14 protein-coding genes are annotated in these 13,601 nt (G+C 62.4%); 10 read left to right on the top strand and 4 right to left on the bottom strand.

The features are described from left to right. The first annotated feature begins 53 nt into the window (after positions 1 to 53). The 5 genes from LGQ03_RS06960 (at position 54) to LGQ03_RS06940 (ending at position 4,122) form a co-directional block, all read left to right on the top strand. Positions 54 to 350, top strand: coding sequence for a hypothetical protein (locus tag LGQ03_RS06960; RefSeq protein WP_056030354.1), 297 nt, complete (start codon positions 54 to 56; stop codon positions 348 to 350). Next, positions 347 to 1,465, top strand: a complete 1,119-nt coding sequence (gene acsF / locus LGQ03_RS06955; protein ID WP_226747811.1) for a magnesium-protoporphyrin IX monomethyl ester (oxidative) cyclase — start codon at positions 347 to 349, stop codon at positions 1,463 to 1,465. The genes LGQ03_RS06960 and acsF overlap by 4 nt, the downstream gene beginning before the upstream one ends. A gap of 61 nt (positions 1,466 to 1,526) precedes the next feature. Beyond that, positions 1,527 to 2,327, top strand: coding sequence for a putative photosynthetic complex assembly protein PuhE (gene puhE, locus LGQ03_RS06950; protein ID WP_226747810.1), 801 nt, complete (start codon positions 1,527 to 1,529; stop codon positions 2,325 to 2,327). Next, positions 2,317 to 3,531: a 5-aminolevulinate synthase gene (gene hemA / locus LGQ03_RS06945; protein ID WP_090158288.1), complete on the top strand. Its 1,215-nt coding sequence runs from the start codon at positions 2,317 to 2,319 to the stop codon at positions 3,529 to 3,531. The genes puhE and hemA overlap by 11 nt, the downstream gene beginning before the upstream one ends. A 99-nt stretch (positions 3,532 to 3,630) precedes the next feature. Next, positions 3,631 to 4,122 (top strand): c-type cytochrome, encoded by a 492-nt coding sequence (locus LGQ03_RS06940; protein ID WP_090158289.1) that lies wholly within the window; start codon positions 3,631 to 3,633, stop codon positions 4,120 to 4,122. Positions 4,123 to 4,175: 53 nt separating this feature from the next. Here the strand turns inward: LGQ03_RS06940 and bchO are convergent, their stop codons facing one another. From bchO to crtA, 4 genes are read right to left on the bottom strand one after another with little or no spacing between them, the layout of a single operon-like run. Beyond that, the gene (gene bchO, locus LGQ03_RS06935) at positions 4,176 to 5,021 is read right to left on the bottom strand and encodes an alpha/beta fold hydrolase BchO (RefSeq protein WP_226747809.1); all 846 of its coding nucleotides are present in this window, start codon (positions 5,019 to 5,021) and stop codon (positions 4,176 to 4,178) included. After that, positions 5,021 to 6,631, bottom strand: coding sequence for a magnesium chelatase subunit D (locus LGQ03_RS06930; RefSeq protein ID WP_226747808.1), 1,611 nt, complete (start codon positions 6,629 to 6,631; stop codon positions 5,021 to 5,023). The genes bchO and LGQ03_RS06930 overlap by 1 nt, the downstream gene beginning before the upstream one ends. After that, positions 6,624 to 7,628 carry a magnesium chelatase ATPase subunit I gene (gene bchI, locus LGQ03_RS06925; RefSeq protein ID WP_226747807.1) on the bottom strand — a complete coding sequence of 335 codons (1,005 nt, stop codon included), beginning with the start codon at positions 7,626 to 7,628 and terminating at the stop codon, positions 6,624 to 6,626. The genes LGQ03_RS06930 and bchI overlap by 8 nt, the downstream gene beginning before the upstream one ends. After that, positions 7,625 to 8,326, bottom strand: a complete 702-nt coding sequence (crtA, locus tag LGQ03_RS06920) for a spheroidene monooxygenase (protein ID WP_319004466.1) — start codon at positions 8,324 to 8,326, stop codon at positions 7,625 to 7,627. Before crtA ends, bchI begins: the two co-directional genes overlap by 4 nt. 123 nt (positions 8,327 to 8,449) lie before the next feature. Here crtA and LGQ03_RS06915 point away from each other — a divergent pair, with 123 nt between their 5' ends. The 5 genes from LGQ03_RS06915 to LGQ03_RS06895 all read left to right on the top strand — a co-directional run bounded on the left by LGQ03_RS06915 (position 8,450) and on the right by LGQ03_RS06895 (position 13,550). Further along, positions 8,450 to 9,994 (top strand): phytoene desaturase, encoded by a 1,545-nt coding sequence (locus LGQ03_RS06915; RefSeq protein ID WP_226747806.1) that lies wholly within the window; start codon positions 8,450 to 8,452, stop codon positions 9,992 to 9,994. Further along, positions 9,991 to 11,013, top strand: a complete 1,023-nt coding sequence (crtB, locus tag LGQ03_RS06910; RefSeq protein ID WP_090158295.1) for a 15-cis-phytoene synthase — start codon at positions 9,991 to 9,993, stop codon at positions 11,011 to 11,013. The genes LGQ03_RS06915 and crtB overlap by 4 nt, the downstream gene beginning before the upstream one ends. A gap of 33 nt (positions 11,014 to 11,046) precedes the next feature. Continuing rightward, positions 11,047 to 11,526, top strand: coding sequence for a tryptophan-rich sensory protein TspO (gene tspO / locus LGQ03_RS06905; protein ID WP_090158296.1), 480 nt, complete (start codon positions 11,047 to 11,049; stop codon positions 11,524 to 11,526). Positions 11,527 to 11,638: 112 nt separating this feature from the next. Then, complete coding sequence (locus LGQ03_RS06900; RefSeq protein ID WP_226747805.1) at positions 11,639 to 13,114, top strand: AMP nucleosidase; 1,476 nt, start codon at positions 11,639 to 11,641, stop codon at positions 13,112 to 13,114. Positions 13,115 to 13,259: 145 nt separating this feature from the next. Next, entirely contained in the window at positions 13,260 to 13,550 is a 291-nt protein-coding gene (locus LGQ03_RS06895; protein WP_056030386.1) for an HU family DNA-binding protein, read from the top strand. Positions 13,551 to 13,601: the final 51 nt, after the last annotated feature.

The following is a 13,601-nucleotide window of genomic DNA, read 5'->3' as shown; positions in this document are numbered from 1 at the left end:
CCAATGCCCACGGCCTCGCCAGCCGAACGGGTCAGATGTGAAAGGGAACACACATGGGATGGATAACGAAGGAAACAGAGACAGCACCTTGCACGGTGACGATCTCTCATCGGTTCGAAGAGTTGAGTGCGCACGTGCGTTTCGACAACGGCACCACGGTCAACCCCGGTGATACCGTGCAGGTGCAAGGGCCCGAGATCCTCGCGGCCTTTGGCGAGTTGGTCGAGGAAAAGCGCACCGCGGTCATCACCCGCGCGAGCAAGCTGGAACAACTGTGGACCCGCGCAACGGGCGATTTCGAATTTATGGAGCTGTGCGAGTTCAGCTTCTCCGAGGAGGTTCTGTCATGAACATGCACTCATCCGACGCGACCACGGCCGAAGAAGCCATTGCCGCCCAAGAGGCGCTGCCGCCTCTGACAAACGAGGACGCGACCCGTGTCGCCATGCAGAACACGCTGCTGACCCCGCGTTTTTACACCACCGATTTCGACGAGATGGACGCGATCGACGTGACACCTGTGCGCGCCGAATGGGACGTGCTGATCGCGCAGATGAAGGCAGACCCCAACAAGGGCCATTTCAAGAAAACAGCCGATTGGGATACTGTCGATTGGGACGGGATGGAGCCCAAGCTGAAGGCCGAATTCATCGACTTTCTGATCTCGAGCTGCACGGCCGAATTTTCGGGCTGTGTGCTGTACAAGGAAATGAAACGGCGCGGGTCCAACGAGGACATCACGACCCTGTTTCAACTGATGGCACGGGACGAGGCGCGGCACGCGGGGTTCATCAACGACGCCCTGCGCGAGGCCGGCATCGCGGTGAACCTCGGGTTTCTGACGCAGTCCAAGAAATACACCTATTTCCGGCCCAAGTTCATCTACTACGCCACCTATCTGAGCGAGAAGATCGGCTACGCCCGCTACATCACGATTTTCCGCCACCTGGAGGCGCACCCCGAAAAGAGGTTTCACCCGATTTTCAAGTGGTTCCGCGAATGGTGCAATGACGAGTTTTCGCACGGCGAAGCGTTTGCTCTGCTGATGAAAACCGATCCTGCGCTGACGGAAAGCCGCGTGAACAAGATGTGGATCAAGTTTTTCCTGACGGCCGTGTTTGCGACCATGTGGGTGCGCGATCACCAGCGCCCGGAATTCCACAAGGCGCTGGGCGTCGATCCGGCGTGGTATGGCCAAGAGGTGTTCCGCAAAACCTCCGAAATCACCCGCCAGGTATTCCCGATGACGCTGGATATCGACCATCCGCGCTGGCAGCCGACCCTGAACCGCATTCAGGACGCCAATGTCCAGATTGCTGCGGGCGAACGCCAAGGCGGCTTGGGTGGCAAGCTCAAGGCGCTGGGCGGTCGGATCAAGGCGGGGGCAAATTTTGTCGCGCTGTTGACGATTCCGGTGCAGAAAAACGCGGTGCCTGACAGCCCCCGTCTGGAACCGGTCTATTGAGCGTGACCGCACATAGGGGCGCTGGTCCGAATTTTCGCGAAAATTCGGGGGGCGCCTGGTCATGACCGGACCGATCTGGCTTTCCGTCGGGCTGGCCGTGTTTCTCTGGTGGTTTTTCACCGGGGCAATTCTGCTGGTCGTGCGGTTGTCGGATCGTCTGGGCGGGCGCGCTCCGCTGTGGGCCACGCTCGCGGGCCTGCCGCTTTTGGGCGGCGGGGCATTGCTTGTGTCGTTGTCGCTGGACGATCCATCGGTGACGGGGATCTACGCAGGTTTTCTAGGGGCCTTGGCGATCTGGGGCTGGGTCGAGCTGGCGTTTCTGACCGGTGTCATCAGCGGTTGGCAACGTGACAATTGTCCGCCGGGGCTGGCGGGATGGGCGCGGTTCCAACGGGCATTCGCCACGGTCGGATATCACGAATTGGCGCTGGCCACGGGTGCGCTGACGTTGACGCTGGTCAGCACGGGTGCTGCAAATCAGCTGGCACTGGCCACATACCTCATTTTGTTTCTGGCGCGCATCACGGCCAAGCTGAACCTGTTTCTGGGCGTGCCCCGGATCAACTCGGATTTCGTGCCCGTCCCGCTGACCCACCTGAAAACCTATTTCCGCCGGGGCCCAGTTACATGGATGTTCCCGCTGGCGATCACCATTTTGACGGCCTTGCTGGCCGTCTGCACGGAACGACTGTGGGGGGCGCAGACCTATGCCACAACCACCGGATATGCGCTGCTGACCGCCCTTGCGGCGCTGGCACTGATTGAACACTGGCTGATGGTCATTCCATTGCCTGATGCAAAACTCTGGGCGTGGATGCTGCCCAGCAAGACCAAGACCGAAGGGGACGAAAATGGACTTTGACGCGCTTTTCAACGCGCAGCTGGATCAGCTGAAGCAGGACGGAAACTATCGGTATTTCGCCGATCTGGAACGCGCCTGTGGCAAATTCCCCAAGGCCGCCAGCCATTTCGAGGATGGCAAGCGCGACGTGACGGTGTGGTGTTCCAACGACTATCTCGGCATGGGGCAGCATCCCAAGGTCGTGGATGCCATGTGCGAGGCCGTGCGCCGCACCGGAACCGGGGCCGGTGGAACGCGCAACATTTCTGGCACAAACCACGACCACCTGCTGCTGGAGGCCGAACTGGCCGACCTGCATGGCAAGGAAGCGGCGCTTTTGTTCACCTCGGGCTACGTGTCGAACTGGGCCGCGCTGTCGACGCTGGGCAGCCGCCTCAAGGATTGCGTCATCCTGTCGGACGCCGGCAACCATGCCAGCATGATCGAGGGCATCCGCCATTCCCGCGCGACCAAGGTGATCTGGAAACACAACGACGTGGCCGACCTCGAGGCAAAGCTGGCCGCCCTGCCTGCTGATGTGCCCAAGATCGTCGCGTTCGAATCGGTCTATTCGATGGACGGTGATATCGCCCCGATCGAGGCGATCGTTGACGTGGCCGAAAAATACGGTGCCATGACCTATCTGGACGAGGTGCATGGCGTGGGACTTTATGGTGCACGCGGCGGCGGTGTCAGCGAACGTGACGGCGTTGCTGATCGGATCACGCTGATCGAGGGCACGCTGGGCAAGGCATTCGGCGTCGTCGGTGGCTACATCACAGGGTCTGCCGCGATGTGTGATTTCATTCGCAGTTTCGCCTCGGGCTTCATTTTCACGACGGCCTTGCCACCTGCGGTGGCTGCGGCGGCCCGCGCGTCCATCGTGCATCTGAAAAATTCGGATGCGGAACGGTTGCAGCAACGCCGCCAGGTTGCACGCCTGCGTGCGGAGCTGGACAAGGCGGGCATTCCCCATTTGGAAAACGACAGCCATATCGTGCCCGTGATGATCAAGGACCCGGTCAAATGCCGGATGTTGGCGGATTATCTGATGACGGAATGGAATATTTACGTCCAACCCATCAATTATCCCACCGTGCCCAAGGGGACAGAGCGTCTGCGTTTCACCCCGTCGCCCCTGCACACCGATGAGGACATCGAACATTTGATGATGGCGCTGCGGACCTTGTGGCGGCAATGTGCGATGTCACGGGCCGTTGCGTGATTCCGCCACAGGTGTGAATGGGTTCTGGACGGCACCAAAGAAGACGCTAGGTTCAAAAGACAGAATATGGGCATCCGCCCTTTCGATAGGAGGACTACAATGAAGACGTTCGCAATCGCAGCCGCGCTGACGGTACTTGCAGCACCCGCATTCGCCCAGAGCGAAGCCACTGCATTTCAAGGCGACGCTGCATCCGGCGAAGAGCAATTCAACCGCCAGTGCGTCGCATGCCACGTCGTGCAGGATCCCGAAACGGACGAAGTTCTGGCAGGCCGCAATGCACAGGTCGGACCGAACCTCTATGGAGTGGCTGGCCGTACCATGGGCACCGTCGAGGATTTCGCCTACAGCGATTCGCTGATCGAAATGGGCGAGGCAGGCCGGGTCTGGACCGAAGAGGCATTCGTCGGCTACGTGCAGGATCCGACCGGCTGGCTGCGTGAAGAGCTCGACAATCGTCGTGCACGTGGCAAGATGGCCTACCAGGTCCGCCAAGAGGAAGAGGCCTATGACCTCTATGCCTTCCTTGCGACCTTTGGCGATCAAGAGGCACAGGCCGCAGCACTCGAGGCCGCAGCCGAAGACAGCTGATCGTTAGCGACAGATTTTGAAATGGCCGCTGCACTGATGTGCAGCGGCCATTTTTATTGGAATATGACCCTGATGATGCGGGCGATGGAATCGGGGTCTTCTTCGTGTGCCAGATGGCCAAGCGGGCCCAGACTGCGGGTTTCGGCCTGAGGCATACGTGCAGACGCACGCAAACTGACGGATGGAGGCACCGCCGGATCGTTGTCACCGATCAGCAGCAGCACGGGTATATCTACTTGTGGCAATGCCTGCGACAGTGTCTCCAGGTTCCATTGGGCCATCTGCGCCAGCGTCCCGCTGACATGATCCGTGTCCGATGCCAGCGCAAGATACAGCCTTTGCCCTTCTGGCCCGATCTGTGATCCGGTGCCTTCCAGCAGGCGGCGCACACGGCCCTCGGTCGTTGTCGCGGCAAAGAGCGGGGCAGTGAACGGGGCGGCGGCCAGCGCCTTGGCCAGCACCGGAAACAGCCAGCCAGCGACCCCGTCAAAGGTCTGAAGGGCAGCATTGATCCCCAGGACGCCACGCGCTGGGCGCATCCCGTTCAGCACCAGTTGCAGCGCGATCGGGACCCCGGCAGAGTGTCCCACCAGCAAGTCAGGGGTCCAGCCTTCCTGCGCACAGAGTGCCGCGAGGTCGGTTGCTGTATCTGTCACGCTGGACCGGTCGCGCGCGCCGGTGGTGAAACCCTGTCCGGGCATGTCGATTGCGACAACGTGGAAGTCCGCAGCCAGCAGTGGGAATACGCCGCGCCAGCTTTGCGTGGCACCGCCTGACCCGTGCAGCAGTAGAACCGTCGGGCCGGTGCCGGCCTCTTGGACGTGCCAGCGATGTGGGCCGCTGACAATGCGGCGCGACACGTCGGCCATCGGCCAGTTGGGGGGCGGTGGCCAGCGCATCAGGCGGGCAAAGCTGCGTCGACAGCGCGGGCCAGACGATGTGAATCGGCACGTGGCAATGGCAGATATGGCGCGTCCAGCGTCTGGGCTAGCACGCGCAGCTGCGGGTTCGGGCGCTGTCCGGTGTCGATGATCAGCGCTTCGATCGCTTGGGCCCGGATCATGCGGGCGGCGGTCTGCGCGTCGGCGGCGGCCCGTGCGCGATCACCCGCACCGTCCCGCGCTATGTTGGCCTTGCCATCGGTCAGCAGGCAAATCGTTGGGGTCATGCCGCGCCTGCGTGCCTGAATCGCCAGTTCGCCTGCGCTGTCCAGACCCGCGGCCAGAGGCGTGCCGCCACCACCAGGCAGGGCGGCGAGACGCCGTTTGGTCTGCACCAGGCTGCGGGTCGGAGGCAGCAGGATCTCTGCGCCGGTTCCGCGAAAGCTGACCAGCGCGACGTGGTCGCGGCGTGCATAGGCCTGCGTCAGCAACAGCTCCACCGCGCCCTTTGCCTCTGCCAGACGCGCGAGTGCGGCAGACCCCGAGGCATCCACCGCAAAGATCAGCAGGCGATCAGTCTGTTCCTCGAATCTGCGGGTATGGACGTCGGTGGCGCGGATGTGCAGCCCGGCGCGGCCCGTTTCGTCCCGGCGGATGGTCTGCCATGGTGCGGCTGCCCGCAGCGTCGCCACAACGTCGATCCGTGCCGCCGTGTCAAGCCGTCCGGGGCGCGAAGGCAGCGGTCTGCCGCGTCGGTTGCTGCGTGTCTTTGCGCCTGACCCAGCCCCTTTGCCTGCGGTCGCGCGGGTCGCGCGTAGCCGGTCAAGCAGTCCGTCGGGGATCATCGCGCGAACGGCCTCCAGCAACAGCTCATCCGGAATATCCAGATCGGTCCCCTGACGGTCCTCGGTGTCCGGCACGTCATCCTGCGGGGCCTGGGGCGGGTCGTCCTCTTGGGGTGGCTGCGGCACCTGGGTTGCCCGGTGGCCAAAGACGAGGCCGCATGCGGTTGCAACGTGTTCCTCGGTGACAGTGGACATGCCGTCCAACCGGGCGAGTGCACGGGCGCAGCGCAGCGCCAGGCTGGGCGCGCGCATGCTGTCGATGCCGTAGGTCGCCGCAAGGGCGGTGATCTGTGCCGCGATGTCAGGGCCGAGCGCGGCATGCGCCGTCGGTTCGGGACCTTCGGGCAATGCCGTGATGTCGGACAAGGCGACGCCGGATAGGTCCACCCTGAACGCCGCGCGTTCGCACAATGCAGCGGGCGGTGCCTCGTCTTCGGTGCCTTCGTCCAGCAGGATAAGTGCGCGGGGCCGCGCATCCAGATGCGCGGCTAGCCTTGCCGCCAATTGCGGCTGGCAGCGTTCGGCCATGGTCAGGATCAGCGGTCCTGGCCGGTCGAGTACACCTGTTTGCGATTGCAGGTGCCCGGTTGCCAATGTGGTTGCCAAATCCAGTCCGCCAAACAGCGCGTCGTCGCCGATCGCAGGGTGCAGGCGCACGCCGTCAGGCAGCGGCAGCGCGTCGCGGACCGGGCCGGACCGTGCGCGCAAGTGCACGCCCCCCAATGCGGGGTCCAGCGCGACCAGCCGCAGGGCCAGCAGCGCATGATCCCATGCCTCAGCCAAGGACGTCGGCCACGACGCGCCCGACCCGCGCGCCTGATCCTGCCTCGTCCAGTGGATCGCGGCGCAGGCGGTGGCGCAGGGCCATCGCAGACACATGCTTGATATGGCTGCGGGTCAATGCGGTGTCGTTTCGCCAGGCGGCATAGGCGCGCGCGGCCTTGAGCAGGGTCAGTTCACCGCGCAGGCCATCAGACCCCAGCGCGAGGCACAGTTCGGCCACGTCACGCAGGGCGCTGTCCGGCGTTTTCAGCTTCTTCAATGCGCCCCGGGCCGTCAGGATGCGGTCGCGCACGCCCGCATCCTCTGCCTGCCAGCGCAGCATGAATGCCGCGTTGTCGTTGTCATAGGCGTCACGGCGGCGGACGACCTCGATCCGGGTGTCGATGTCCTTGGGGCTGGCAACCTCGACCGACAGACCGAACCGGTCCAGCAGTTGCGGGCGCAATTCGCCTTCTTCGGGGTTGCCGGACCCGACCAGGACGAACCGCGCGGGATGGCTGATCGAGAGACCGTCACGTTCCACCAGATTGCGGCCTGATTGCGCCACGTCCAGCAAAAGGTCGACGATGTGATCCTCCAGCAGGTTGACCTCGTCGATATAGAGATAGCCCCGATTCGCACGTGCCAGCAGGCCGGGCTGGAACGCGCGTTCACCCGCGCCCAGCGCCCGTTCGATATCCAGCGCGCCAGTCACGCGGTCCTCTGACGCGCCCAGCGGCAGGTCCACGACAGGGGTCGGCACCTCGACCAGATCCTCACCAGCGCCGCGCGCCCAATCGGGCACATCGGCCTTTGATGCGGAATTGACGGGGCATCCCTGCACGACCTTGATCGGCGGCAGCAATGCGGCCAGCGCGCGCACGGCGGTGGATTTGCCCGTCCCGCGATCACCGAAAACCAGCACGCCGCCGATGGATGGGTCGATCGCCGTCAGGATCATCGACAGTTTCATTTCGTCCTGACCGACGATGGCGGAAAACGGGAAGGGGGCGGTCATAGCGAGCCTTTCAAATTCAGCGGGGCGGTGCCGCCCCAGGTGCCGCGGTCCGACAAGACGGTGAACCGGGCATAGAGTTCTTCGGAAAACCATCCTTCTTGGCGCACGGCGCGAATGGCTTCTGCGTGCGGACCAGTGCGTGCGAATGCGTTCATGCTATCAAGCGAGGGCCAGACGGAAAATGTGACCTGATGCAGCATCGGGATTTCACCGATCCCGATCTTGAACGTCACATTCGGGTCGCCGCCGATCAGGTCGTCCAGTCGTGGCACGCGTCCCCAGAAGCGGCGCAGGACGCTGGGTTTGATCGTCGCCCTTGTGAGCGCCGCAAGTGGTCCGTCGGTCGCGGGGCCAGTGGTGAACGGCGCGACGCCCGACCAGGCACCACGCGCTGATGTGGTGCGCAGCAGGACTGTATAATCCTCACTTGCGCGGTCGGCGTAGCGGGCAAAGACCGGCGCTGTCCGCGTCTGTTCGCGCGCCGTCGCCTCGTCGTTCCATGTGGCAAGGATGGCGATGGTGTCGGGGTTCAACGTCGGACTGAAACCGTGCCCGACGCCTGCACCGCACAATTTGTGAAATCCGATACCTGGTGTGCGGCGCAACGGTCCACGCGCCAGTGCCATCTGCGTCATGGCCCAGAATCGGGTCCGCGCGCCGGTAAAGCGATACAGGGAAAGGCTGACGGTCTGGGTCACGGCTCACTCGGGTTGTGTCAACTAAGTCTGACAGTCTGGCGTTGAAATGCAATAAGGTTTTCGATTTTTGCCGATCTGAAAGATATGATTGTCAACTTTGATTTACAGATGTAGCATTTATTCATGTTTGATCTCAACTCTTCTTCGGAAACGGCGCAGCGCGCGATTGTTGTCGGTGCGGGCCTTGGTGGCCTTGCGGCGGCAATGCGGCTGGGGGCCAAGGGCTATGTCGTGACGGTCGTGGACCGCCTTGACCGGGTCGGGGGGCGGGGGTCATCCGTCACGCAAGACGGCCACCGCTTTGACCTTGGGCCAACCATCGTCACGGTGCCGCATGTCTATGAAAAGCTTTGGGCCGCTTGCGGGCGCGATTTTCATCGCGACGTGACGCTGAAGCCGCTCGATCCGTTCTATACGATCCGTTGGCCTGATGGATCGCGGTTCCGGGTGAACGGCGACACGGACGACATGGCCGCCGAGGTTGCCCGGCTGTCGCCGCGCGACGTCAAGGGCTACCACCGTTTTCTGCGCGACAGTCACGCCCGCTACAAGCTCGGGTTCGAGGGGATGGTCGCCAAGCCGATGCACCGTGTCTGGGACACGATCAAGGTTCTGCCGCAGTTCGCATGGCTCCGCGCCGATCGTTCGATTCACGCCATGGCAAAATCGCGGGTCAAGGATGATCGCCTGCGCATGGCATTGTCGTTTCATCCGCTGTTCATCGGTGGTGATCCGAACAACGTGACATCGATGTATGCGCTCGTCAGTTATCTGGAAAAGGAATATGGCGTTCACTACGCGATGGGCGGTGTGCAGGCGATGGCCGACGCCATGGCAAAGGTAATACGCGAACAGGGCGGTGCGATCCGGCTGGGCACAGAGGTTGACCGCGTTGATGTAGCGAATGGTGCCGCAAAAGGCATCACGCTCAAGGGTGGCGAACGGCTGGCCGCGCCCTTGGTGGTCAGCAATGCTGACGCAGGCCATACCTACAGCACGCTGATGAAAGACGCGCCGCGCAGCCGTTGGACCGCGAAAAAGGTGCAGAACCGCCGCTGGTCCATGGGTTTGTTCGTCTGGTATTTCGGGACCAAGGGCACCGCCGGCATGTGGCCCGACGCGGGGCATCACACGATCCTGTCCGGGCCGCGTTACGGCCCGCTGCTCAAGGATATCTTTATCAAGGGCAAGCTGGCTGACGACATGTCTCTTTATGTCCACAGGCCGTCCGTGACCGATCCGTCGGTCGCACCTGCGGGCGATGATACCTTTTACGCGTTGTCGCCCGTGCCGCATCTGGGGCACGCCAATCCGGTCGACTGGCAGGCAGAAAAGCTGCGCTACCGCGACAAGGTGGCAGATGTGCTGGATGGTCTGATCCCGGGTTTTCGTGACCACATCACGACTGACCTGATCTACACGCCCGAGGATTTCCGCGATCGTTATCTGTCGCCCAACGGGTCCGGTTTTTCGCTGGAACCACGCATTCTGCAATCTGCATACTTTCGCCCTCATAACGTGAGCGAAGAGGCCAAGGGCCTGTTCCTCGTCGGGGCAGGCACACATCCGGGCGCAGGCGTGCCCGGTGTCGTGTCCAGCGCCGAGGTGCTGGGCAAGCTGGTGCCCGATGCGCCGATGCCCGTTATCCACAAAATGGCCGCCGAATGATCCGCCCCGATGATCTGGCCCACTGCCGCGAGGTGATCCGTACGGGCTCTCTTTCGTTTCACGCGGCCTCGAAACTGCTGCCTGCAAATGTGCGGGACCCGGCCTTGGCGCTTTACGCCTTTTGCCGCCTCGCGGATGACGAAGTGGACGAAGGCAACAACAAGACCGCTGCCGTGCTGCGCCTGCGGGACCGGCTGGACCTTGCCTATGCAGGCACGCCGCTGGACGCACCAGAGGACCGTGCCTTTGCCGCGATCATCGCGGAATACGACATGCCACGCGCGCTGCCTGATGCCCTGCTCGAAGGTTTGGCCTGGGACGCGCAGGAACGACGCTATGCAACGCTGTCGGACGTGCGGGCCTATTCGGCGCGGGTGGCCAGTGCTGTGGGTGCCATGATGTGCGTTCTGATGCGGGTGCGCTGTGCCGATACGCTGGCGCGGGCCTGTGATCTGGGCGTTGCGATGCAATTGACCAACATCGCCCGCGACGTAGGCGAGGATGCCCGTGCGGGCCGCATCTACCTGCCGACCGATTGGCTGGCGGGCCACGGCATGGATGCTGACGCCTTTTTGGCTGATCCGCACCCCACGCCACAGGTGCGCGCCATGACAAAGGCGCTGCTGCGCGAGGCGGATCACCTCTATCGTCGGTCCGAAGCTGGGATCAGCGGTCTGCCGCGCCAGGCACGTTTGGGAATCTGGGCCGCGCGACTGATCTATGCCGGGATCGGCGATCAGGTCACACGCCAAGGCTATGATTCCATCGGGCATCGCGCGCATACCTCGCGCGCCCAGAAACTGGTGTGGATCGGTCAGGCTGGGGTGCGTGCGCTGGGGGCAGGGGTCATGCCGCGGTCTGCCCTGATTTATGCCGACCCGCTGCCAGAGGTCACGTTCTTGGTTGATGCAGCCCGTCAAGGCCAGCCAGCGCGGCGTCGCATGACATCCGTGCTGAATACGCTGGCCGATTTGTCGGCCCGTGAAATGAGTCATGGAAACGGCGGTCAAAGCGCATAGGTAAGGGTCATTGCAGCCCGAAAGGTGCCCACCATGACCACGTTCTTGTTTTTCGTTTTCCTTGCCGCCACGTTCGCGGCCGGCACCACCGGGGCGATGTTTCCGACCGGTGAATGGTATCAGAAACTGAACAAACCTGCCTGGACCCCGCCGAACTGGGCCTTTCCGGTGATGTGGACCAGCATCTATCTGTTGATCGCGTTCGCGGGTGCGCGGGTTGCGATGATTCCCGGTGCCGGTCTGGCGATGGCGTTCTGGGCCGCGCAGATCGCGTTCAACACGCTGTGGACACCGGTATTTTTCGGCCTGCGGCACTGGCGCGCCTCGCTGATCATCATGGCTGGCCTGTGGCTGTCGGTGTTTGGGGCGACCGTGACGCATCTGATGCTGGATCTCTGGGCGGGTCTTGCATTCGTGCCGTACCTTTTGTGGGTGACCGTTGCCGGGGCGCTGAACCTGACGGTCGTGCGCCTGAACCCGGATCAGAAACCGCTGGAAATTCACAAGCTCTAGGGCTTTTGCAGCCGCGCGGGCGGGGTATGCCGTATCCCGTCACCCGCTTGAAATATTGTGCTGCTAGGCGTGGTGCGCTTGAATGGACCAAACCAACGGCGGAGGCCCTTCCATGACACGACCCTTGCCCTTGCGGACCCCAGACGTGCCAGACGCAGCGGCATTTACCGATCCAGCCGCGGCTGTGGCGCGTCTGTGCGACTTATACGACGCCGCTGCCGGATTTCTGACCGACGCCTTTCAGCACATGCTGAACACGGGTGCCGCCGATCACAGCTATCGCGCGTTTTATCCGGAGGTGCGCCTGACGACGACCAGTCACGCCCGGATGGACAGCAGGCTGGCCTATGGTCACGTGGCGGAACCTGGCAGCTACGCCACGACCATCACCCGGCCAGACCTGTTTCGGCACTATCTCGAACAGCAACTTGGTCTGCTGATAAAAAACCACGATGTTGCCGTCACGGTTGGTGCATCATCAACGCCGATGCCCGTGCATTTTGCCGTCGCCCGCGACGAGAGCATTACCGTGCCGCAGGATGGTGCCGCCGATTTTCAGTTGCGCGACGTCTTTGACGTGCCTGATCTGGCGGTGACGCACGACGATATCGTGAACGGTGGCGGATTTTTGTATCCCGATGGCGCCCGCCCGCTCGCACCATTTACAGCGCAGCGGATCGATTATTCGCTCGCACGCCTGTCGCATTACACGGCGACGGACGCGGGGCATTTTCAGAATCACGTCCTCTTCACCAACTATCAGTTCTATGTCGAGGAATTCGAGGCCTACGCCCGACTGATGCTGGCCGATCCGAACAGCGGCTACACCGCCTTTGTCGGGCCGGGAAATGCGATCATTATCGATCCCGATACGCCACTACCCTCAACCGCCAAAACCCCGCAGATGCCGACCTACCACCTCAAGCGCAAACATGGCGCAGGCATCACGCTGGTGAACATCGGCGTTGGGCCGTCAAACGCGAAAACAGCGACGGACCATATCGCCGTGTTGCGTCCGCACGCCTGGTTGATGGTCGGCCATTGCGCTGGATTGCGTAATTCGCAGCGATTGGGCGATTTCGTCCTGGCCCATGCCTATCTGCGCGAGGATCACGTGCTGGACGACGATCTGCCGGTCTGGGTGCCCATCCCGGCGCTGGCTGAAATCCAGATCGCGCTGGAAGACGCCGTCGAAGAAGTCACCAAGCTAGAAGGCTATGAGCTGAAACGCATCATGCGGACCGGCACGGTCGCCACGATCGACAACCGCAACTGGGAACTACGCGACCATTCCGGCCCGGTACAGCGGCTGTCGCAGTCGCGCGCCGTGGCACTAGATATGGAAAGCGCTACGATCGCGGCCAACGGTTTTCGGTTCCGCGTGCCCTATGGCACGCTTTTGTGCGTCAGTGACAAACCGCTGCACGGAGAGCTGAAATTGCCGGGCATGGCGTCTGATTTCTATCGCGGGCAGGTCGCAAATCACCTGATGATCGGTATCCGGGCGATGGAAAAACTGCGCGATATGCCGCTGGAACGCATTCATAGCCGTAAATTGCGGTCGTTCGAAGAGACCGCATTCCTGTAAAAGTGCCGAAAACCCTTAAAAATATGCCCAAAGTATGCTTTTGGGGCTTGCCAGCCCGCACTATTCGTTGTGGTCTACCACAACATTACGTGAATTGATGCGAAATGCCCCCAACAAGAGGGGGTTCAACCGGAGGAAAACCATCATGGCAACCAAACCGCTGACCAAGGCACAGCTCGTGACCAAGCTGTCCGAGAAGCTGGACACAGACAAGAAGACGGCAACAGCTGCTCTCGAGGCCGTGACCGATATCATCACCGAAGAAGTTTCTGCTGGCGGTGCCGTGACCCTGCCGGGCGTTGGCAAGATCTACTGCCGCGAGCGTCCGGAGCGGATGGTGCGCAACCCCGCCACCGGCGAGCAGATGAAGAAAGAGGCCGACAAGGTCGTCAAGATGACGATCGCAAAGGCACTCAAGGACAGCGTGAACGGCTGATCTTGCATCTTGTGTGGATGTCGGAGAGGGTCGCCTTTGGGCGGCCCTTTT

It is taken from the genome of Loktanella gaetbuli (genome assembly GCF_020531945.1).
Taxonomy (GTDB): Bacteria; Pseudomonadota; Alphaproteobacteria; order Rhodobacterales; family Rhodobacteraceae; genus Loktanella; species Loktanella gaetbuli.
Note: the sequence above shows the minus strand (reverse complement) of the source record. Positions and strands in the feature narration are given on the sequence as shown.